This window comes from Arthrobacter sp. P1_H7 (assembly GCF_056405215.1).
The window spans coordinates 1-20674 of the sequence record NZ_JBFUCO010000016.1 but is presented as its reverse complement, the minus strand read 5'-3'; the positions used below and the strand labels follow the sequence as shown (position 1 = coordinate 20674).

The 20674-nt window shown below is 68.1% G+C and carries 21 protein-coding genes and 1 pseudogene; 2 read left to right on the top strand and 20 right to left on the bottom strand.

Annotated elements, in window-relative coordinates:
- Window positions 1-3 precede the first annotated feature (3 nt).
- The 4 genes from AC1DXI_RS15450 to pyrR are packed head-to-tail and all read right to left on the bottom strand — an operon-like array spanning window position 4 to window position 3603.
- Entirely contained in the window at window positions 4-525 is a 522-nt protein-coding gene (locus AC1DXI_RS15450) for a PH-like domain-containing protein (RefSeq protein WP_476939354.1), read from the bottom strand.
- Window positions 522-1910, bottom strand: a complete 1389-nt coding sequence (locus AC1DXI_RS15445; protein WP_476939353.1) for a dihydroorotase — start codon at window positions 1908-1910, stop codon at window positions 522-524. The genes AC1DXI_RS15450 and AC1DXI_RS15445 overlap by 4 nt, the downstream gene beginning before the upstream one ends.
- Window positions 1910-2992 (bottom strand): aspartate carbamoyltransferase catalytic subunit, encoded by a 1083-nt coding sequence (locus tag AC1DXI_RS15440; RefSeq protein ID WP_476939352.1) that lies wholly within the window; start codon window positions 2990-2992, stop codon window positions 1910-1912. The genes AC1DXI_RS15445 and AC1DXI_RS15440 overlap by 1 nt, the downstream gene beginning before the upstream one ends.
- Complete coding sequence (gene pyrR, locus AC1DXI_RS15435; RefSeq protein ID WP_018773143.1) at window positions 2989-3603, bottom strand: bifunctional pyr operon transcriptional regulator/uracil phosphoribosyltransferase PyrR; 615 nt, start codon at window positions 3601-3603, stop codon at window positions 2989-2991. The genes AC1DXI_RS15440 and pyrR overlap by 4 nt, the downstream gene beginning before the upstream one ends.
- A gap of 136 nt (window positions 3604-3739) precedes the next feature.
- Here pyrR and AC1DXI_RS15430 point away from each other — a divergent pair, with 136 nt between their 5' ends.
- Window positions 3740-5014 carry a PrsW family intramembrane metalloprotease gene (locus AC1DXI_RS15430; RefSeq protein WP_476939351.1) on the top strand — a complete coding sequence of 425 codons (1275 nt, stop codon included), beginning with the start codon at window positions 3740-3742 and terminating at the stop codon, window positions 5012-5014.
- Between the two features lie 104 nt (window positions 5015-5118).
- Here the strand turns inward: AC1DXI_RS15430 and nusB are convergent, their stop codons facing one another.
- From nusB to AC1DXI_RS15355, 15 genes are all read right to left on the bottom strand, one after another.
- Entirely contained in the window at window positions 5119-5529 is a 411-nt protein-coding gene (nusB, locus tag AC1DXI_RS15425; RefSeq protein WP_476939350.1) for a transcription antitermination factor NusB, read from the bottom strand.
- Window positions 5529-6092 carry an elongation factor P gene (gene efp / locus AC1DXI_RS15420; protein WP_018773146.1) on the bottom strand — a complete coding sequence of 188 codons (564 nt, stop codon included), beginning with the start codon at window positions 6090-6092 and terminating at the stop codon, window positions 5529-5531. Before efp ends, nusB begins: the two co-directional genes overlap by 1 nt.
- Window positions 6093-6247: 155 nt before the next feature.
- Window positions 6248-6766, bottom strand: a complete 519-nt coding sequence (locus AC1DXI_RS15415) for a tetratricopeptide repeat protein (RefSeq protein WP_476939349.1) — start codon at window positions 6764-6766, stop codon at window positions 6248-6250.
- On the bottom strand, window positions 6766-7857 hold the full coding sequence (gene aroB, locus AC1DXI_RS15410) for a 3-dehydroquinate synthase (protein ID WP_476939348.1): 1092 nt from the start codon (window positions 7855-7857) through the stop codon (window positions 6766-6768). The genes AC1DXI_RS15415 and aroB overlap by 1 nt, the downstream gene beginning before the upstream one ends.
- Complete coding sequence (locus tag AC1DXI_RS15405; RefSeq protein WP_476939508.1) at window positions 7857-8411, bottom strand: shikimate kinase; 555 nt, start codon at window positions 8409-8411, stop codon at window positions 7857-7859. Before AC1DXI_RS15405 ends, aroB begins: the two co-directional genes overlap by 1 nt.
- A gap of 65 nt (window positions 8412-8476) precedes the next feature.
- Window positions 8477-9676, bottom strand: coding sequence for a chorismate synthase (gene aroC / locus AC1DXI_RS15400; RefSeq protein WP_026266381.1), 1200 nt, complete (start codon window positions 9674-9676; stop codon window positions 8477-8479).
- A 26-nt stretch (window positions 9677-9702) separates the two neighbouring features.
- Window positions 9703-10614 carry a shikimate dehydrogenase gene (locus tag AC1DXI_RS15395; RefSeq protein WP_476939347.1) on the bottom strand — a complete coding sequence of 304 codons (912 nt, stop codon included), beginning with the start codon at window positions 10612-10614 and terminating at the stop codon, window positions 9703-9705.
- A complete protein-coding gene (gene mltG, locus AC1DXI_RS15390; protein ID WP_476939346.1) occupies window positions 10611-12374 on the bottom strand; it encodes an endolytic transglycosylase MltG in 1764 nt (587 codons plus the stop codon). The genes AC1DXI_RS15395 and mltG overlap by 4 nt, the downstream gene beginning before the upstream one ends.
- A complete protein-coding gene (ruvX, locus tag AC1DXI_RS15385; RefSeq protein WP_476939345.1) occupies window positions 12371-12955 on the bottom strand; it encodes a Holliday junction resolvase RuvX in 585 nt (194 codons plus the stop codon). The genes mltG and ruvX overlap by 4 nt, the downstream gene beginning before the upstream one ends.
- Window positions 12956-12965: 10 nt before the next feature.
- A complete protein-coding gene (alaS, locus tag AC1DXI_RS15380; protein ID WP_476939344.1) occupies window positions 12966-15644 on the bottom strand; it encodes an alanine--tRNA ligase in 2679 nt (892 codons plus the stop codon).
- A gap of 175 nt (window positions 15645-15819) precedes the next feature.
- Window positions 15820-16086 carry a DUF6167 family protein gene (locus AC1DXI_RS15375; protein WP_196802329.1) on the bottom strand — a complete coding sequence of 89 codons (267 nt, stop codon included), beginning with the start codon at window positions 16084-16086 and terminating at the stop codon, window positions 15820-15822.
- Window positions 16087-16105: 19 nt separating this feature from the next.
- Window positions 16106-16480, bottom strand: coding sequence for a DUF948 domain-containing protein (locus AC1DXI_RS15370; protein ID WP_018773156.1), 375 nt, complete (start codon window positions 16478-16480; stop codon window positions 16106-16108).
- A gap of 193 nt (window positions 16481-16673) precedes the next feature.
- Window positions 16674-17300, bottom strand: coding sequence for a 30S ribosomal protein S4 (rpsD, locus tag AC1DXI_RS15365; protein ID WP_018773157.1), 627 nt, complete (start codon window positions 17298-17300; stop codon window positions 16674-16676).
- 186 nt (window positions 17301-17486) lie between these two features.
- On the bottom strand, window positions 17487-17885 hold the full coding sequence (locus AC1DXI_RS15360; RefSeq protein WP_476939343.1) for a cupin domain-containing protein: 399 nt from the start codon (window positions 17883-17885) through the stop codon (window positions 17487-17489).
- Between the two features lie 254 nt (window positions 17886-18139).
- Entirely contained in the window at window positions 18140-19573 is a 1434-nt protein-coding gene (locus AC1DXI_RS15355; RefSeq protein ID WP_476939342.1) for a replication-associated recombination protein A, read from the bottom strand.
- A 63-nt stretch (window positions 19574-19636) separates the two neighbouring features.
- Here AC1DXI_RS15355 and AC1DXI_RS15350 point away from each other — a divergent pair, with 63 nt between their 5' ends.
- On the top strand, window positions 19637-20284 hold the full coding sequence (locus AC1DXI_RS15350) for an acVLRF1 family peptidyl-tRNA hydrolase (RefSeq protein ID WP_476939341.1): 648 nt from the start codon (window positions 19637-19639) through the stop codon (window positions 20282-20284).
- A gap of 60 nt (window positions 20285-20344) precedes the next feature.
- Here AC1DXI_RS15350 and AC1DXI_RS15345 read toward each other — a convergent pair.
- Window positions 20345-20674, bottom strand: a pseudogene (locus AC1DXI_RS15345) (hypothetical protein); the annotation flags it as partial.

Sequence of the window (20674 nt, the reverse complement as noted above, 5' to 3'; positions counted from 1 at the left end):
TCGTTACTTTCCACTATCGGCTTCTGCCTGAGGGGCTGCGGAGATCAAATTTTGGAGGGTGGTGAGGAGCACGGCTTTGTCCTCGGCGCGGCGCGTCCGGTAGCCGGTGTCGAGTTCGTGGGAACCGAGCATCCAGCTGAGCACCAGCAGGCCGTCCTTTTCCACGAACTTTCCGGCCATGCCGCTTTCCTGCCGCACACCGGTGAGGCGTCCGGCCGGGATGAACACCGGGCCGGCGCCCGCGCGCTCGAACAGCACGCCTTCGGGGTGCACGGAGAGCCTGGCGTTGGTGCGGATGCCCAGATGGTGCACGGCGATCCGGTCCAGCCAGTCGCCGGCGGTGGTGGAGGCGACGTACTGGCCGTCGGCGGCGGCCAGCGGGGCGCCGAGTCCGGCCGGAACCTCGGGGAGGGGCTCGACGTCGGACTGGCGGCGCAGGCGGTTCCGCCAGCCCACGGCGATGAGGGCAAGCGCGACGCCAATCAGGACGAGCGTGAAGAGCAGGGAAAGGTCCTTGACACTCACGGGCGGCGGCCCGCCGGTCCGGCGTCGGGCGCATCGACCGGCCACCGGTACGGGGTGTTGAGTTTTCCGTCGAGAACGGTCGGGTGGCCCTTGAAAAACGTCGCCACTACCTTCCCCGGCAATTCCCGGCCGGCAAACGGAGAGTTTCGGCCCATGGTTGCCATCTTAGAAGGGTCCACGGTCCAGCGCGCAGCCGGGTCCACGAGTATGACGTTGGCCGGCTCCCCGGCCTCGAGCGGCCGGCCCTGGTCCTGGACCCGGCCGATGGCGGCCGGCGCCGCAGAGGTCACGCGGGCGAAGTCCTCCCAGCCCATCAGGCCGGTTTCGATCATGGTGTGCTGCACCACGGAGAGCGCGGTTTCCAGCCCGGTCATGCCCATGGCTGCCTGCGCCCATTCGCATTCCTTGTGTTCGCTCGGGTGCGGGGCGTGGTCGGTGCCGACGACGTCGATCGTGCCGTCGGCCAGGGCGGCCCGGAGGGCCTGGACATCGGCGTCCGTGCGCAGCGGCGGGTTGACCTTGTAGACGGGGTCGTAGCTGCGGGCGAGCTCATCGGTGAGCCAGAGGTGGTGCGGGGTGACCTCGGCTGTGACGTTGACGCCGCGGGACTTGGCCCAGCGGATGATCTCCACGGACCCGGCCGTGGAGACGTGGCAGACGTGCAGGCGGGAACCGACGTGCTGGGCCAGCAGCACGTCACGGGCGATGATGCTCTCTTCGGCGACGGCGGGCCAGCCGGCCAGGCCGAGGACGGCGGAGACCTCGCCCTCGTTCATCTGGGCGCCGGCGGTGAGGCGGGGTTCCTGCGCGTGCTGGGCCACGACGCCGTCGAACGCCTTGACGTATTCGAGCGCGCGGCGCATCAGCACCGGATCGTGCACGCAGATGCCGTCGTCGGAGAACACCCGAACGTGGGCGCGGGAGTCTGCCATGGCGCCGAGCTCGGCGAGCTGCTCCCCCGCGAGGCCCACGGTGACCGCGCCTACCGGGCGGACGTCCACCCAGCCGGCGGTCCGGCCAAGGGTGAGGACTTGCTCCACGACGCCGGCGGTGTCCGCCACCGGGGTGCTGTTGGCCATGGCGTGCACGGCCGTGTAGCCGCCCAGGGCGGCGGCGCGGGTGCCGGTTTCGACGGTTTCGGCGTCTTCACGGCCGGGTTCGCGCAGGTGGGTGTGGATGTCCACCATGCCCGGGAGCGCGACGAGGCCCGCGGCGTCGATGACTGTCGCGTCCCGCACCCCGGCAACGTCGGCGTCCAGCTGCCGGCCGCGGGCGGCGATCACGCCGTCCCGGATCAGGAGGTCTTCGGCTGCTCCGCCCAGGATCGAGGCCCCCCGGATGAGGTAGGCGCCGCTGTTGTCTGCGTTCTGGTGCTGATCGGCCATCAGTGGCTCTCCTGGTGGGAATAAGTGAGGTTCGGATTGGCGGCGTGGGCCGCGGACGCGGCCGCAGACGCGGCCGCAGACGCGGCCGCAGAGGCAGAAACTGCTGCGGCGGCGGGCTCGCGGTTCTCCCCGGACAGCAGCAGGTACAGTGCCGCCATCCGGACCGAAACGCCGTTGCGCACCTGCGCCAGCACGGTGGAGCGGGGCGAGTCGGCCGCGGCCGCGGAGATTTCCAGGCCGCGGTTCATGGGACCCGGGTGCATGATGATGGTGTCCTTGAGCCCCAGGCTGTCGAGGGCACGGAGCCGGTTGTCGTCGAAGCCCCAGCGGCGCGAGTACTCGCGGGTGGTGGGGAAGAAGGAGGCGTTCATCCGTTCGCCCTGGACGCGGAGCATCATCATGGCATCCACGCCGTGCGCGAGGGTCTCGTCGAGGTCGAAGCTGACCGCGCAGGGCCATTTTTCGACGCCGATGGGCAGCAGGGTGGGCGGCGCGACGAGGGTGACCTCGGCGCCGAGGGTGCGCAGCAGCCAGACGTTGGAGCGGGCCACGCGCGAATGCAGGACGTCACCGGCGATGGCGACGCGCATGCCTTTGAGGTCGGCGCCGGCCGACGGTGTTCCGGCCAGCTTCGACCAGTGCCGGCGCATCGTGAACGCGTCCAGCAATGCCTGGGTGGGGTGTTCGTGGGTGCCGTCGCCGGCGTTGATGACGGCGGCGTCGATCCAGTCGGTCGCGGCGAGCCGGTGCGGGGCGCCGGAGGCCCAGTGCCGGATGACCACGGCGTCGGCGCCCATCGCGGCGAGGGTCTGGGCGGTGTCCTTCAGCGACTCGCCCTTGGAAACGGACGAACCCTTCGCGGCGAAGTTGATGACGTCGGCGGAGAGCCGCTTGGCGGCGGCTTCGAAGGAGATCCGGGTGCGGGTGGAGTCCTCGAAGAAGAGGTTGACCACGGTGCGCCCGCGCAGGGCGGGGAGCTTTTTGACCTCGCGCTCCCCCACCGCCGCCATTTCCTCGGCGGTGTCCAGGATGCGGATGGCGTTGTGCAGGCTCAGGTCTTCGGTGGAGAGCAGGTGCCTCATGCGGTGGCCTCGATGACCACTTCATTGACAGGGGCGCCGTCTGTTGCCCCGCCTCCGGCAGAATCGGTTTCCTCGAGCCGGACCCGGACCTTCTCCGATGAGGACGTGGGCAGGTTCTTGCCGACATGGTCCGCGCGGATGGGCAGTTCCCGGTGGCCACGGTCGATCAGCACGGCGAGGCGGACAATCCGCGGCCGGCCGAGGTCGATGATGGCGTCCAGGGCCGCCCGGATGGTGCGTCCGGAATAGAGGACGTCGTCGATCAGCACCACAACTTTGTTGTCGATGCCGGTGCGCGGCAGCTGGGTGGGGTACGGCGGCCTGGTGGGCTGGTGGGAGAGGTCGTCGCGGAACATCGTGACGTCGAGTTGGCCGACAATCGCGGCGGCGTCCACGGTGGGATCCGCGGCGGCGATCTTGGCGGCGAGGCGGACGGCGAGGGGATAGCCCCGGCGCGGGATGCCCAGCAGGACGAGGTCCTGGGAGCCCTTGTTGGCCTCGAGAATTTCATGGGCGATACGAGTGAGGGCGCGGTCTATGTCAGCCTGGTTGAGGACAACCCGGGTGAGCACCACCTGCGCCGGACCCGGTGCTGAAGGCACGGAAGTCATGGCTCGTCTCCCCTTTCCCCGCCTCACGGGACGGAATTAAAAAAGGATTATTTGCTCTTTCAAATTACCACAACGGCACTGCCGCCCCGTCGCCGCCGGAATGCGTTTAACCTCACACGGACATAGGCTCGGTTCCATGACGATGAACGAGCCGCCGCCGGGGCATGGGCACACCGGCGGCTCCCGCCAGCGGCCGCTGCCCGAACAAGCGAACCCGACGTGGCTGGGGCGGGTCCAGCCGGCGTACTACCAGCGGCCCCCTGCCAACGACCGCAGCCAGTTCCAGCCGGCGCTGCCTCCCGCCCGGCCGGCGGCAGGCGGCCCGGGCTGGAAGAACGGCCGCAGTTCCGGCGTTTTTGGCCTCGTGCTGGCCGGCGGATTCCTGGCGTTCCTCTGCCTCTTCCTGGTCCTGCCCTTCCTGCTGGAGAGGACCGGAATCGCCGGCTTTGCTGTCGGCTTCGTCGCCTCACTGATTCCCCTGGGGACCGTGTTGCTGACGGTGCGCTTCATTGACCGCTGGGAACCCGAGCCGAGGGCCCTGCTGCTTTTCGCGTTTGCCTGGGGAGCCGTCGTCTCGATCGCGGTGACGATGCTGATCCAGCCCTATTTCTCACTGGTGGCGGGGCCCGCCTCGGGACTGGACTATACGACGTTTGCCGTGACGGTCCAGGCGCCGGTGGTGGAGGAATTCGCGAAGTCGCTGGGGCTGCTGTTGCTCGTGCTCTTTGCCCCGAAACACTTCAACGGACCGGTCGACGGTGTGGTGTTCGCCTTCACGATCGCGGCGGGCTTCGCGTTTACCGAAAACATCCTCTACTTCGGCCGCGCCATCGCCGAATCCAGCGACCCCGGCACGGACTTCGCGGTGGTCTTCTTTCTCCGCGGGGTCCTCTCACCCTTCGCCCACGCCATTTTCACGGGTACCACGGGCCTGGTGATGGGCTTCGCCGCCAGCCGCGGGAACACCGGACTGTCCGTGCTGGCGTTCTTCGCCGGCCTCGTTCCCGCGATGCTGCTGCACAGCGCCTGGAACAGCATGGGCCGGGACTTCCTGGACCGGTACGTGATGGTGCAGGTGCCGATCTTCCTGCTGGCCGTGCTGGTGATCGCGCTGCTGCGGGTGGCTGAGCGCAGGCTCACCCGCCAGCGGCTCAAGGAATACGCGGCCGCGGGCTGGTTCACCGCGGCCGAGGTCGAAATGCTGGCCACCGCGGCCGGCCGCCGTTCTGCGCTGCGCTGGGCCAAGTCCACCGGGCGGGGCGCACAGATGAAGGCCCTGCTCGATGCCGCCACCCAACTCGCCCTCACCCGGCAACGGATCCTCAGCGGCCGGGACGTGCCGGCCCACCAGCGCGATGAGCAGCACCAGCTCGCCCGGATCGCCGCACTCCGGGCCGCCGTCGTCGGGTAGGAAGCGGCGGACGCCAGTCGAACCGATGCATGACGGTTACCCGGGGGAACAGAAAGAACCCCGGCCAGGATGTCCTGGCCGGGGTTCTTCGGGGCGCCGAGAGCTTACGCCAGCAGCGAGGGCTTCAGCTGCTGCAGCCGGCCCAGCAGGCCGTTGATGAACGACGGCGACTCGTCCGTGGAGAGGGTCTTGGCCAGGGCCACAGCCTCGCTGACCGCCACGCCGTCCGGGACGTCGTCGTTGTAGAGCAGTTCCCAGGTGCCGATCCGCAGGATGATGCGGTCCACGGAGGGCATGCGCTCCAGGGTCCAGCCCTGCGAATAGGTCTCCAGGAATTCGTCGATGGCCACCTGGTGCGAGACCACGCCTTCGACGATTTCGAGGGTGTACGGGTTGACGATCTGGTCGGTCTGCTCGCGGCGGGACCTCAGCACGTCGAACGCCGAGGCTGAGCGCTGCTCGGCCTCAAAGAGCACATCGAGGGCCCGGTTCCGGGCCTTACCGCGCGCACTCACTAGTCGTTGACCCGGCCGAGGTAGCTGCCGTCGCGGGTGTCGACCTTGACCTTGGTGTTGTTCTCGACGAACAGCGGCACCTGGATCTCGTACCCGGTTTCGAGGGTGGCGGGCTTGGTGCCGGCCGAGGAGCGGTCGCCCTGCAGGCCCGGCTCGGTGTAGGTGATCTCGAGGACGACGCTCGGGGGCAGTTCGATGTAGAGCGGGTTGCCCTCGTGGATGGCGATGTTGACCATCTGGTTCTCGAGCATGAAGTTGGTGGCGTCGCCGACGGTGGCGGCCGAGACGGTGAGCTGGTCGAAGTCCGAGGTGTCCATGAAGACGAAGTCGGCGCCGTCCTGGTACAGGTACTGGTAGTCGCGGCGGTCCACCGTGGCGGTCTCAATCTTCAATCCGGCGTTGAAGGTCTTGTCGACGACCTTGCCGGACATCACGTTGCGCATCTTGGTGCGCACGAACGCGCCACCCTTGCCGGGCTTGACGTGCTGGAACTCGATGATGTTCCAAAGCTGGCCCTCGAGCTTAAGGACGGTTCCGTTCTTGATGTCGTTAGTGGTTGCCACTGTATCCTCTTAGTTTCTCTCTGGTTCCATCAGGCCGGTGCTATCGGCCGGACGATCTATGCCGGGCCGGCATGCCAAGCGGCCCGCCAGCGCGTATTTGTCAAAAATCCAAGATCTATTCTACCGGTTCCGGCGGACAGCTGCCTGACGCAGGCTCAGGACTGTTGTTCCAGCACGTCCCTGGCGCGCTGCAACGCAACGGTGGAGGCGTAGATGAGGGCCGCGTCGGCGGACCCGGCGACGCGCAGATCCAGCGCCTTGGCGAAGGATTCGACGGCGGCGCCGATGTTCCCGCCGGCGAAGTAGGACCGGCCGAGGTGCTGGCGGACGGCGGCCTCCTCCAGGGTGCCCTGGGTCTCGGCGAGGAGCTGGCGGAACACCTCCACGGCCCGGTCGAACCGGTTCGAGACCCGGAGCACGTCCGCCTCGAAGATCCGCAGCCGGAGCGAGCCCGGGTCCTTGTAGCGGGCCTCGGCGAGGAACTCCGCGGCTTCGGCCGCGTGCCCCTCGACGAGCCGGACGAGGATCAGGTCCCCGGGGTCCGTCGAGGCTGCCAGCGCCCCGGCCAGGACCTCGTCATTGACGATCTGGGGCATCAGGGACTGCGGGTTGATCCGGATCCCGGGAAATCCCGCGTCCGGCCACTCGCTCGTGCCGCCCTTGACCATGTGCATCAGGAGGCAATCTCCTGGTAGGCGGCAAACAGCAGGGACGTGTCCGGGACATCGAGGATCCCGGGCCGCCCGACGCCGTCGAGCACCACGAACCGCAGCAGGTCACCGCGGGATTTCTTGTCCCGCCGCATGCCGTCCAGGAGGGCCTGCCAGCGGTCGCGGCGGTACGTGATGGGAAGCCCGAGGCTTTCCAGGATGCTGCGGTGCCTGTCGGCGTCGGCGTCGCTGAGCCGGCCGACGCTTCGGGCGAGCTCGGCGGCGAACATCATGCCCACGGAGACGGCGGCGCCGTGCCGCCAGGAGTAGCGCTCGGCGAGTTCGATCGCGTGGCCCAGGGTGTGGCCGTAGTTCAGGATCTCGCGCTGGCCGGTTTCCTTCAGGTCCTCGGACACGACCCGGGCCTTGACGGTGATGGCGCGTTCGATCAGTTCCCGCAGGATGTCCGAGCGCGGATCGGAGACCGCGGACGGGTCCTTTTCGATCAGGTCCAGGATGGCCGGGTCGGCGATGAAGCCGCATTTGATGACCTCGGCCATGCCGGAGATGATCTCGTTCTTCGGCAGCGTCTCCAGCGTGTCGAGGTCCGCGAGGACGCCGGCGGGCGGGTGGAACGCGCCCACCAGGTTCTTGCCCTCGGCGGTGTTGATCCCGGTCTTGCCGCCGACCGAGGCGTCCACCATGCCCAGCAGGCTCGTGGGCATGTGGATGACCTTCACGCCGCGCAGCCAGGTCGCGGCGACAAAGCCGGCCAGGTCCGTGACGGCGCCGCCGCCGACGGCGACGATGGCGTCGGAGCGGGTGAAGTCATTCTGCCCCAGCACCTGCCAGCAGAAGGAGGCGACCTCGATGTGTTTGCCCTCTTCGGCGTCGGGGATTTCCGCGGTCAGCGCGGTGAAGCCGGCGGCGGCCAGCTCTTCCCGGACGGTGTCCCCGGTCAGCCGCAGCGCGCGGGGGTGGATGACCAGGACGCGCTTGACGCGCTCGCCCAGCAGGCCCGGCAGGCTTGCCAGGAGGCCGCGGCCCACTACGACGTCGTAGTTCTCACCCGGCGCTTGTCCGGTGACTTTGATGACGGTTGATTCGGTACTCACTATTCAACTTCCTTTGTCGACGCCGGAGTGGGCGCCGCCGCGGCCTTAGCCGCGGCGTGCTCCCCCAGCGCATCTTCCAGCCGGTGAGCCAGCTCCGGAACGCTGCCGCGCCGGACATCGAGGACGAGGTCGGCGAGCCGTTCGTAGACCGGTTGCCGGGTGGCGAACAAGGTCCGCCACCGGCCCATGGCGTCGCCGGCCAGGAGCGGCCGGCCCGAATTTCTGGCGATGCGTTCCGCCACAGTCTCGGCGTCGCATTCGAGGTAAACAACGGTACAGCGGCCCAGGAGCTGCTGCGTACCGGAATCAAGGACGGCCCCGCCGCCGAGCGAAATGACGGCGGTGCCGCCCTGTGCCTCTTCGATGGCCTGGGCCACGGCCCGGGCCTCCATCTCACGGAAGGCGTGCTCGCCCCGGCTGGCGAAGATCTCGGCGATCGTCCCATGCTGGGCCACCACGAGGGCGTCGGTGTCCATGAAGACACACCCCAGGTGCTGGGCGAGCTGTTGCCCGATCGCCGATTTGCCCACGGCCATCGGTCCGATCAGGACCACCGGGCCGACGTCTTTTGCGGCGGGCGCCGCCGCAACGGAGGGCCTGTCGGTTTTCCCGGCCGGCACTAGTGGCCGATCGAGTCCAGGGACGCCGGAATGCTGTCCAGGTAACCCTTGATGTTGCGGGCGGTCTCCTGCACGGAGTCACCGCCGAATTTTTCCGCGACCGCTTCGGCGATCACGAGGGCCACCATGGCCTCGGCCACCACACCGGCGGCCGGCACGGCACAGACGTCGGAGCGCTGGTGGTGGGCCTTGGCGGCCTCCCCCGTGCTGACGTCGACCGTCCTGAGGGCGCGGGGCACGGTGGCGATCGGTTTCATGGCGGCACGGACGCGCAGGACATCGCCGATGCTCATGCCGCCCTCGATCCCGCCTGCGCGGTTGGAGGTGCGGATGATCTTTCCGTCGGCGTCCTTGACGATCTCGTCGTGGGCGGCGGAGCCGCGGCGCGCCGCGGTCAGGAACCCGTCGCCAACCTCAACGCCCTTGATGGCCTGGATGCCCATCAGGGCCGCCGCCAGGCGCGAGTCGAGGCGCCGGTCCCAGTGAACGTAGCTGCCGAGTCCCGGCGGGAGCCCGTAGGCAAGCACTTCCACGACGCCGCCGAGGGTTTCGCCTTCCTTGTGCGCGACGTCGACCTCGGCCACCATGGCGTCCGAGGTCTCGCGGTCGAAGCAGCGCAACGGGTCGGCGTCCAGGGCGATCACGTTGCCCGGGACCGGCAGCGGCCGGCCTTCCGGCACGGCTACGCTGGCGATGGATACGGTGTGGGAGACGAGTTCAATGCCGAGCTGCTTGAGGAACGCCGCGGCGACCGTGCCGAGCGCCACCCTCGTGGCCGTTTCGCGGGCGCTGGCTCGCTCCAGGACCGGGCGGGCCTCGTCGAAGCCGTATTTCTGCATGCCGGTGAAGTCGGCGTGGCCGGGCCGCGGGCGCGTCAGCGGGGCGTTCCGGGCCTGGTCGGCCAGGATTTCGGGCTCCACGGGATCGGAAGACATGATCTGTTCCCACTTGGGCCATTCGGTGTTGCCGACCTGGATGGCGACGGGGCCGCCCTGGGTCAGGCCGTGACGGACTCCGCCGAGGATCGTCACCACGTCCTGCTCGAATTTCATCCGGGCGCCGCGGCCATAGCCGAGCCGGCGGCGGGCCAGCGCCTCGCTGATGTGGGCGCTGGTGAGTTCCACACCGGCGGGCACGCCTTCAATTATTCCGACCAGTGCCGGGCCATGGGATTCTCCGGCAGTCAACCAACGCAACATACATTCCATCCTGCCACGTCGGGCGGTTAGAACACCCGTCGGGGCGCTCCGACTGCGTCACACATCACATCTGTGACTCCGGCCGGGAGGGCCTCGCCCAGCCCGGTGAAGTGCCGCACCTGCTCCACCGCCTGGTAGATCAGCATTTCCAGTCCGGGGACCACGGTGCCGCCGGCTTCCTGCCAGACCGCGGCGATCCGGCTGGGCCAGGGATCGTAGGCGACGTCCAGGAGGACGCCCGGGCTGCCGTGCGCTGGCGGTGCACTCGACGGATTCGCCGCCAGCTCTTCGGCCAGTTCACCGGCCAGTGCGTCCGCCGCGCGGGGCGGCAGCGTGGAGATGACGACGTCGGCGGCGGCGACGGCGGCTGCCGCGCCGGCGAGCGGAAGGATCCGGACGGGGACGCCTACGGCGTCGGCAGCCGCGCGGGCTTCCGCCGCGCGGCTGATGTCGCGGACGAACACTTCGGCGGACACCGCCCCCAGCTCCTTGAGCGCCGCGACGGCTGCTGCCGCGGTCCCGCCCCCGCCGAGGATCGCGGCGGTGGGCGCCGAGGCCGCCCCCGCGTGCCGGAGCGCGTTGACGATCCCGGCGACGTCGGTGTTGTAGCCGACCAACCGGGTGTGGCCAGCACTGCCGCCGTCGGATTCGAACGCCACCGTGTTGACGACCCCGAGTGCGCGGCCAACGCCCCGGACCTCGTCCACTTCCGCCACCATGGCCGACTTGAGCGGCATGGTGACCGACAGCCCGCGCCAAGAACCGTCAGCGCGCACCTCGTCCCTGACTTGCCGCATGAAATCCGGCAGGGCGGCCTCGGTCACATCAATGGCTGAGTAGGCAATGTCCACGCCCAGATGGGCGTACGCGGCCCGGTGCAGTGCCGGCGACTTCGAATGGCTGATGGGATGCCCAAGGACGGCCGCCCGCAGCGTCATACGCAGCGTCCCGGGTTGGCCTCGCACCAGGCGTTGTACTGCTCCACGTAGCCGTTGTGTTCCGCCAGGGTCTTGGAGAACTTGGTCTCCTTGGTGTCCAGGTTGATGGTGACCCAGTAGAGGAAGTTGTTGGACTTGGGCTTGGCGGCGGCGTCAATGGCCGTCTTGCCGGGCGAACCGATGGGTCCGGCCGGCAGTCCCTGGTTGGCGTAGGTGTTATACGGGTTCGACTTGTCAGCCTTCTGGGCCTCGTCGATGTGGAAGCTGCGAATGCCCAGCCCATAGGTGACGGTGGCATCGGACTGGATGAGCCCGTTGGTCTCGGTGTTGTTGGGCTTGAGGCGGTTGTAGATAGCCCCGGCGACGTCACCGTATTCGGCCTGGCCGCCTTCGGCCTGAACGATGCTTGCCACCGTCAAGACGTCGTACTGTTTCGCGGGATCGGTGACGCCCTGGGCCTTGAGTTCACCCTGGGTGTTGCCGACGAGCTTCTGCATAATGTCCTTGGCGGAGGAGCCCAACGGGAAGCGGTACTCTCCCGGCGAAAGGTAGCCTTCGAGGTTCTTGGCTTTGGCCGGGACGCCGAACTGCCCGGGCGCATCGCTGAGCGCTTTCAGCTCCTGAACAGAAATCCCGGTGCCCTCGGAAATCGCCTGCAGGGATTCGCCGATCCTCAAGCCGGCGCTGAGCGCAAAGTACATGACCTTGCCCTGGCCCTTGTTGAGCAGGACATCCACGGCATCGGAGTTCTTCATTTCCTGGCGCATCGAGAACGTGCCGGGGTTCAGGGCACCGCCCGAAGCGGTGAACTCCTTGAGGAAAGTGTCAGCGTTCGCCACGACCTTCTTCGACTGCAGTTCGGTGGCCACGGACCGCGGTCCGGCGCCGGGTTCAACCGTGATGGTGACCGCACCGGTTCCGGGGCCGGGGTAGTCGGCCATGGTGTCCCCGCCCAGGAGCGGCTTGAGGAACTGGGCGCCGACGGCGATTGCGACGACGAAGACCGTCAGGGTCAGCACCAGGGCCAGGAAGCGGCGCCGGCGGCGGACCTTCTTGGACGGACCCTTGTTGTGGCGGACCGCTCCGGCCATCAGCTCCTCGCCCGGGTCGCCATGGTACTCGGCGTCCGGGTGCGGCTGTGCCTGGGGGTCACCGGAGTTGTCGTAGGCATGGTGCGCTTCGTCGAGGGGGTGCGGAGCGTAGCCATCGTGGACGCCGGCGTCATGGGCAGCCGCATCGTGGCGGGCCTCGTAGCCGAGCCGTCCCGCTGACGCATAGACGACGTCCTCGTGGCCAACGTCTTCGCGGACGGGCTCGTCGGGGACAGGTACTTCGTGGACAGGTACTTCGCGCACGGGGATCAGCTGCGTGAAGTCTTCGTGCACGGGCTCTTCACGCACGGCTTCCTCGTGCACAGTTTCTTCAGGAACTGCTTCTTCTTGCACAGGTTCTTCACGCACAGGCTCTTCCTGCGCGGCTTCTTCGTGCACGGGCTCTTCACGAACGGCTTCTTCGTGCACGGTCGGAGCCGCGTCGGGGAGTTCCGGTGCGGACTGCGGCAGTTCGCGGTCCTGCGCGGGTGCCGGGGCCGGTGCCGGCGTAGGAACGTCCGCTCCCGTCTCAAAAGCCTGCGGCGGGATCACGTTGTGGCCCTGGGTGGCCAAAAGCTTTTCCCGGGCCCGGATTTCTTTGCGCGTCAGCGGTCGGCCGGCGCCACCAAGGGCGTCACCGGAGGAGTCATCACTGTTGACCGGGCTCACTGTAGCCTTCCATGTTCTGAAGAGTGCGTCTGTACTGCCGGGCCGGTCTGTGCGCCGCCTCCGGTCGGCCCCGGCGCAGACTCCGCGTACACGCGGGTTCCGACCTCCGTTCCCCTGGCCTTTTGCATATCAATCGCATGTTGCAGAATACCTGCCGCCGCAACCTGATCAACAACTGTACGGTGATTCCTGCTGCTCATGCCAGCCTCGTGCAGGTTGCGGTGCGCGGTCACAGTGCTGAGCCGCTCGTCAATCAGGCGCACGGGCAGCTCGGATCCGGCGTCGCGCAGGGCCAGTGCCAGCAGCCGTGCGTAGTCTGTGGCCATCCTGGCGGAGGCGTGTTCTTCGCCCTTCATGGTGCGCGGCAGTCCCACGAAAATCTCCACGGCGTCCAACTCCACGGCCAAGGCGGCCAGGAGTCGCACGTCGGTGTTCTTTTTCACGTTCCGCTGCAGCGTGCGCAGCGGGGTCGCCAGGATTCCGTCGCGGTCGCAGACGGCCACGCCCACGCGGACGGTGCCGACGTCCACCCCGAGCTTCACGCCCCGGGGATAGACGCCGGCCACAACAGCTTCAGACACGTGGGATCCGCTATCGCCGGGTAATGGCGTCCACGACGGCGCCGAGGGCAGCGCCGACCTTTGCGGCGTCGGTGCCGCCGCCCTGGGCGACGTCGTCCTTGCCGCCGCCGCCGCCGCCGAGGATGCCTGCGGCGAGGCGCACCAGGGCGCCGGCCTTGACTCCGGCTGCTCGGGCGGCTTCGTTGGTGGCGATCAGGATCACGGGACGGTCATTGCTGACACCGGCCACCGCGACGGCGGCGGGCTCGGAACCGAGACGCGTCCGCAGGTCCAGGGCCAGGCCGCGGAGGTCGTCCGTGCCGCTGACCTGGCCGGCGTCGTGCGCAATGACCTTGACGCCGGCGGCGTCCTGGGCGGTGCCGACCAGCTGGGCAGCGGCGGCCGTGAGCTGCTCCTTGCGCAGCCGCTCGAGTTCCTTTTCGGCCGTCTTGAGCTTGGTCAGGGTGCTGGAAATCCGGTCCGCGAGCAGCCCGGAGGGAACCTTCAGCATTTCCGTGAGTTCGGTGACAAGTGCCCGCTCCGCGGCCAGGTGCCGGAAGGCGTCCATGCCCACGAAGGCTTCGACACGGCGGTTTCCTGAGCCGACCGACTGTTCGCCGAGCAGGGACAGGCTGCCGATCAGCGAGGTGTTCTCGACGTGCGTGCCGCCGCAGAGCTCGCGGGACCAGGCACCGTCGATTTCCACGACGCGGACCTCGTTGCCGTAGTTCTCGCCGAACAGCGCCATGGCGCCGAGCGCCTTGGCTTCAGCGAGCCCCATGATCTTGGTTTCCACCCGGAAGTTGTTGCGGATGGCGATGTTGGAGACTTCCTCGATCTCGGACCGGGTGGCGGCGCTCAGGCCCTCGCCCCAGGCGAAGTCGAAGCGCAGGTAGCCGGCCTTGTTGAAGGAGCCGCGCTGCAGGGCCTCCGGGCCGAGGATCTGGTGCAGGGCCGCGTGCACAATGTGCGTGCCCGTGTGGGCCTGCTCTGCGGCGTGCCGGCGTTCCCGGTCCACGGCGGCCTGAACCAGCGAGTCGGCACCGATTTCGCCTTCGCGGACGATTGCCTTGTGGACGCTGAGGCCCTTGACGGGGCGCTGGACATCCAGGACCTCGACGACGAAGCCGTCGCCGGTGATCAGCCCGGTGTCGGCAGCCTGGCCGCCAGCCTCGGCGTAGAACGGCGTCTCGGCCAGGACCAGTTCGATTTCATCGCCGGTGGAGGCCTGGGCGACCTTCCGGCCGCCGGACAGGATGCCGCGGACCTTGGACTCGCCCTGGAGCTCGGTGTAGCCGGTGAAGACGGTCTCGCCGGCGGACAGCAGCTCCTGGAACGCGCTGAGGTCCGCGTGCGAACCCTTCTTACCCTTGGCGTCGGCCTGGGCGCGCTGGCGCTGTTCGAGCATGAGCTTGCGGAACTCGGGCTCGTCGACTTTCAGCCCGGCCTCTTCGGCCATTTCCAGGGTGAGGTCGATCGGGAAGCCGTAGGTGTCATGCAGGGCAAAGGCGTCGGCCCCGGAGAGCGGCTGGTTGGCGGCCTTGGACTCCTTGACGGCGTCCTCGAGGCGCGCGGTGCCGGAAGCGATGGTGCGCAGGAACGCCTTCTCTTCGGCGTAGGAAATCCGGCTGATGCGCTCGAAGTCGGTCTCGACGATCGGGTAGACACCCTTCATGGCGTCCCGCGAGGCCGGCAGCAGCTCCGGCAGGCAGGCCTTTTCGACACCGAGCAGGCGCATGGAGCGGACGGCCCGGCGGATCAGGCGGCGCAGCACGTAGCCGCGGCCCTCGTTGGAGGGGGTCACGCCGTCGGCGATCAGCATGAGCGCCGAGCGGATGTGGTCGGCCACGACGCGCATGCGGACATCGTCCGTGTGGTGCGGGTCCTCGGCGGACTCAGCGGAGGTGTACTCCCGGCCGGACAGGGCCGCGGCCCGGTCGATGACGGGACGGACCTGGTCCGTCTCGTACATGTTCTCGACGTCCTGGAGGATCATCGCGAGGCGCTCCATGCCGAGGCCCGTGTCGATGTTCTTCTTGGGCAGCTCTCCGGTGATGTCGAAATCCACCTTGGAGCGGACGTTGTCGATCTGGTACTGCATGAACACGAGGTTCCAGATCTCGACGTAGCGGTTTTCATCGGCGATGGGGCCGCCCTCGACGCCGTAGGACGGGCCGCGGTCGTAGTAGATCTCCGAGCAGGGACCGGCCGGACCGGGCTGGCCGGTGGACCAGTAGTTATCGGCCTTGCCCATCCGCTGGATCCGTTCGCCCGGCATGCCGGTGTTCTTCAGCCACAGCTGCTCGGCCTCGTCGTCCTCTTCATAGACGGTGACCCAGAGCCGCTCCGGCGGCAGTCCGTACCCGCCGTCGTCCACGCTGGTGGTCAGGAGCTCCCACGCGAACTTGATGGCGTCTTCCTTGAAGTAGTCGCCAAAGGAGAAGTTGCCGCACATCTGGAAGAAGGTGCCGTGGCGGGCAGTTTTCCCGACTTCCTCGATGTCACCGGTCCGGATGCACTTCTGCACGCTGGTGGCCCGCTGGTAGGGCGCCTCCTCCCGCGCCGTCAGGTACGGGATGAACGGGACCATACCGGCCACCGTGAACAGCAGGGACGGGTCGCTGGAGACCAGGGAGGCGGAGGGCACGGCGGTGTGCCCCTTGCTGACAAAAAAGTCGATCCAGCGCTTGGTGATCTCCTGCGACTTCATGAGCTGATTTCTTACCCTTCAATATTCACTGCGATATGTGGCCCGCGTCTGTGTTGCGCGGGACAAGCTGGGGACCGGCACTGATCCGGGCCCGTCATTCTGGTGCCCGCCACCGGGGGCGTTGGCGCGCCGTCACCCCCGGTGACGGGCACCTTACTTACTAATTCTCTCCCGGCTAGCGCCGGACCGCATCCCGGCGGGCGACGGTGCCGCCGGAAGCCAGGTCCGTTGCGGTCTCGATCCCGAGGGCCGCGCGGAGTTCGGACTCCCGCTCACCCATGCCGTCGCGGATGGCATCGGCGAAGTCGAGCAGGCCGTCCGCCAGCCGTCCGACGGCCCGGTTCAGGCCCTCGGGGCCGAGGGCGGACTGGGCTTCGGTGACCTTGCGGAAAGCGATGACGCCGATTGCGACGCCGATGCCCATCCAGATGATTCTGTTCATGTCAGGTGCTCCCGGAGGGTTAGCGGCTGCGGCGGCCGGTGGCGGGCTTTTTGCGGGTGCTGAAGGCGGAGCGCACGCCGTAGCTGAAGGCTGCCACCTTGATCAGCGGCGAGCCTACGGTGGCGGCCATGAGCGAGGACAGCGCCGAGATGTTGGCGGAGGCGTCCGAGACGTTCGAGGAGATGCCGTCAACCTTCTTCAGCTGCTCGTTGGTGGTGGTCACCGTGGCGGTGACCTCGTCCATGAGCGGGGTGGCGCCGTCGCTGATGGAGCGGATGGTGGTCCGCATTTCGTCGAACACTCCCCCGAGCTTCAGGATCGGCACGGCGAGCAGCAAGACCAGCAGTGCAAACACTCCAGCCGCGATCAGGCCGGCAATATCGCCACCAGACATAGACACTCATCTCCTTGAACTGCAGTGGATACCTGCTTGTTGCGTCGGGTTCCGACGGTTTCAGCCGGCAGTTTAAACCGGCAGTTTAAACCGGCAGGCGGAACCGGCTCCCGGGGAACTCCCCCAAGTACCTTACATACAAAGAAGCCCGCGGCGCTTGCCACGGGCTTCTTTGTAGGTGATGCCTTTTGAATTAGCGTGCGTAGAATTCCACGACGAGCTGCTCTTCGCAGGTCACGGGGATCTCGGAACGCTTGGGGCGGCGCACCAGGCGGGCCTGCAGGGCGTCAAGCTTGACGTCCAGGTAAGCCGGAACGATCGGCAGGACGTCGCGGTGAGCGCCGGCTGCTGCAACCTGGAACGGAGGCATGGTCTCGCTGCGGCTGTGAACGTGGACCAGCTGGCCCTCGCCGACGCGGAAAGACGGGCGGTCAACGCGGATGCCGTCAACGAGGATGTGGCGGTGCACAACCAGCTGGCGGGCCTGGGCGATGGTGCGGGCGAAGCCGGCACGCAGCACGAGGGCGTCGAGACGCATTTCGAGCAGTTCGATCAGGTTTTCACCGGTCAGGCCCTTGGTGCGGCGTGCTTCTTCGAAGGCACGGGTCATCTGGGCTTCGCGGATGCCGTACTGGGCGCGCAGACGCTGCTTTTCGCGCAGACGTACGGCGTAGTCGGAGTCCTGCTTCTTGCGGGCACGGCCATGCTCACCGGGGCCGTACGGGCGGCGCTCCATGTACTTGGCGGCCTTGGGGGTCAGAGCGATGCCGAGTGCGCGCGAAAGGCGTGCGGTACGGCGAGCACGAGTGTTGTTAGCCACTTGTGTCCTTCCAATATCTGCGGTGTGTCAGTGTTACTGGCCTCCACGATGGAGAGCATCGGCCAACCGCCGCCTTTTGCTACTGGGCACAGGGCAACCCTCATCAAATGCGGAGATTCAATGGATTGTGCGTCCGTACCTTGCCAGACAACGAACAAGCCTACCAGATCCGGTCGACGGACCGGCTCAGATCCGGGCGTGCACTCCCCGCGCTCCGCTGCGCCCAAAGGACGCCGCCCCCAGGAATTCCACGGCCACGAACGGTTTCGGGCCCACCACCCATTCGTCGTGACCGGGCGGAATCGCGTAGGTGTCGTTGGCGTGGATCGTGGAGCGCAGCCCTTCGGCCGTTTCAACTTCCATCTCACCGGAAATGCAGAAACCGAGATGGTGGTGCAGGCAGACGTCGGTCTGCTCGTAAGGTCGGGTGTTTATCGACCACCGCCAGCCCGGGCCCAGGATCAACCGGGCCACCGAGTAGTCGTTCACCGTACAGAGGTCGAATTCGGCCTTGTCCGGGCACCGTTTTTTGTCCGGCACATCGAAGGACTTCACTGCCATGGCTGTAACGAAGTTGATACTCATGGGGCACCTGCTGGGGAGGGGGCGGGAACGCTCGCGGTGGATGACCTGGGATGGAGCGAAGCCGGCTGCCGTTCCAGGCTCCGGGTAGCGGGAGCCGGCATGTGCCCGCGCTGTCCCCTGCGCCGCACGGACGGTCAGCAGATCCGTGCTGACATAATTCCACGTTAGACCTCTTGGCCCCTATGTCAACGGCGGATTCCGGCGCCGCGGGCTGCTGCCGACCAGCCGCTGGTCACGGGCGGTTCGCGGGCGGTTCAGGTGCCGCGGATGATCTTCCGAAGCCGCTCGAGCCGGGTGGAGATGTCGCGTTCGGCCCCGTTGCCGGTGGGTTCGTAGTAGTTGCGCCCGACGAGGTCATCCGGCGGGTACTGCTGGGTGGCGACGGCGTGCGGGGCGTCATGGGCGTATTTGTAGCCTTTGCCATGGCCCAGCTGTTTTGATCCCGGGTAGTGCGCATCGCGCAGGTGGGCGGGGATGCCGTTCCCGAGCCCGGCGCGGACGTCGGCGATCGCCTGGTTAATGCCCATGTACGCGGCGTTGGACTTCGGTGCGGTGGCCAGATGCACCACGGCCTCGGCGAGGATGATGCGGCCTTCCGGCATGCCGATCAGCTGCACGGCCTGGGCCGCCGCGACGGCGGTCTGCAGCGCCGTCGGGTCAGCCATGCCGACGTCCTCGGCCGCCGAGATCACGATCCGGCGGGCCACGAACCGGGGGTCCTCACCCGCCTCCAGCATCCGGGCGAGATAGTGCAGTGCCGCGTCGACGTCGGAGCCCCGGATCGACTTGATGAACGCGCTGGCGACGTCGTAGTGCTGGTCCCCGGCCCGGTCGTAGCGGACGGAGGCGACATCCAGGGCGCGCTCCGTGTGCTTGAGGTCGATCTTCACCGGAGCCGCATCGGCGTCGTCCGCGTCCCCGAAGGCGACGCCGGCCGCGGCCTCGAGCGCGGTCAGCGCACGGCGGGCGTCGCCGCCGGAGAGCCGGACGAGGTGCGCCAGGGCGTCGTCGCTGAGTTCTACTTTGCCGCCGAGCCCGCGGGCATCCGTCGCGGCCCGTAGGAGCAGGCCCTCGACGTCGGCGTCGGTGAGCGGTTTGAGGGTTAGCAGGAGGGACCGCGAGAGCAGCGGGGAGACGACGGAGAAGGACGGGTTTTCGGTGGTGGCCGCCACCAGCACCACCCAGCGGTTCTCGACGCCGGGGAGCAGCGCGTCCTGTTGCGCCTTGTTGAAGCGGTGGATCTCATCGAGGAAGAGGACGGTGGTGGTCTTGAAAAGGTCGCGCGCGGTCAGGGCTTCGTCCATCACGCGGCGGACGTCCTTGACACCGGCGGTGATGGCCGAGAGCTCGACGAACTTCCGCCCCGGGCCCTTGGCGATGACGTGCGCGAGCGTGGTTTTGCCGGTTCCTGGAGGCCCCCAGAGAATCAGTGAACTGGGGCCCGCGGGGCCGGTCGCGTCGGAGCCGGCCGCCAGTTGGCGCAGCGGGGAGCCTTGGCCGAGGAGGTGCTGCTGGCCCACCACGTCATCGAGCGTCCGCGGCCGCATCCGGACGGCGAGGGGGCTCCGAGGCGACGCTGCCCCGGCGGCAGACCTGGCGTGGCCGGAATCGTCGGTGGCACCCTCGGCTGCGTCGAAGTCGTCGCTACCGTCGGCGTTGTCCCGCCCTGCACCAAAGAGATCATCCACATAGATAGGCTACTTCTAGTTCCTGCCGCCCCTCACCCTTATCCCCGCAACGGAGTACCTGCCATGTCCAGCCCCGAGACCCGTGTGGCCTTTGTCTCCGGCGACCGGCTGCCTGGCTGGGTGGAGCGCTTCGCCGCGAGCCACGGCGCACTGGCGGAGGAGGAACTCGACGCCGGACTGCAGCTGCGCGCCGCCGACGGCGCCGTGGCCGTCCTCCGGGCGCCCTGGCCCGTGGACGGCCGGCCCGGCAGCGGCCACGACGCCCTCTCCCGGCTGGCCTCCCTGGCCGGGCAGCCCCGGAGCATCGGCACCGTCCTGGTCCGCCGCGGCGGATACTCGGTGGCTGTGGTCAGCGCCGGCGCCGTGTTGGCGTCCAAGACCGGCACGCGCCACGTTCAGTCGCGGACGGCTGCAGGTGGCTGGTCCCAGCAACGTTTTGCCCGGCGGCGCGCCAACCAGGCCGATGCCCTCGTGGAGGCTGTCGCCGAGCACGCCGGACGGATCTTCGCAGAGCACCGGGTCGAATACCTCGCGCCCGGCGGCGACCGGACCCTGGCGGACCAAGTGCTCGCCGAGCCCGTGCTCCGGCGCTACGCGGGCCTGACGCGGCTCGCGTTCCTGGACGTCCCGGATCCACGCGCGGCGGTACTGAAGAAGGCCGCCGCGGAGCTGTGCTCCGTGCGAATCCTGGTGACCGACCCGCAGGCGTAGCACTTACCCGTTGCCCGCAGCTGCACTTTGGGCGCCAAAGTAACGGTGAACGAGTGTCGATCAGACACAGTGGAACAGGGAACGTTCCGGATAGGGGTCGTTCAGGGGCCCCGGCCAGCCCGGCTCGTCCGTGTCTGTGGTGGGCGATGGGTGCCCGGCGGTGAATTGGTGCCAGTCCGGGAAGGGGTCCGGGGGCCAGTCCGGGAAGGGGTCCGGGGGCAGGTCCGGGTCCGGATCCTCCGGCAGGTCCGGGTCCGGATCCGTGGGCAGGTCTGGGTCCGGGTCCTCGGGCGGGGCTTGATCGGAGCCTGTGCCGGTGTCGGGTTCCGGGCGTGTGTCCGTGGCCGGGATGTGGGGCAGCCAGTCCTCGGGCCAGCGGGGTGGTTCCCA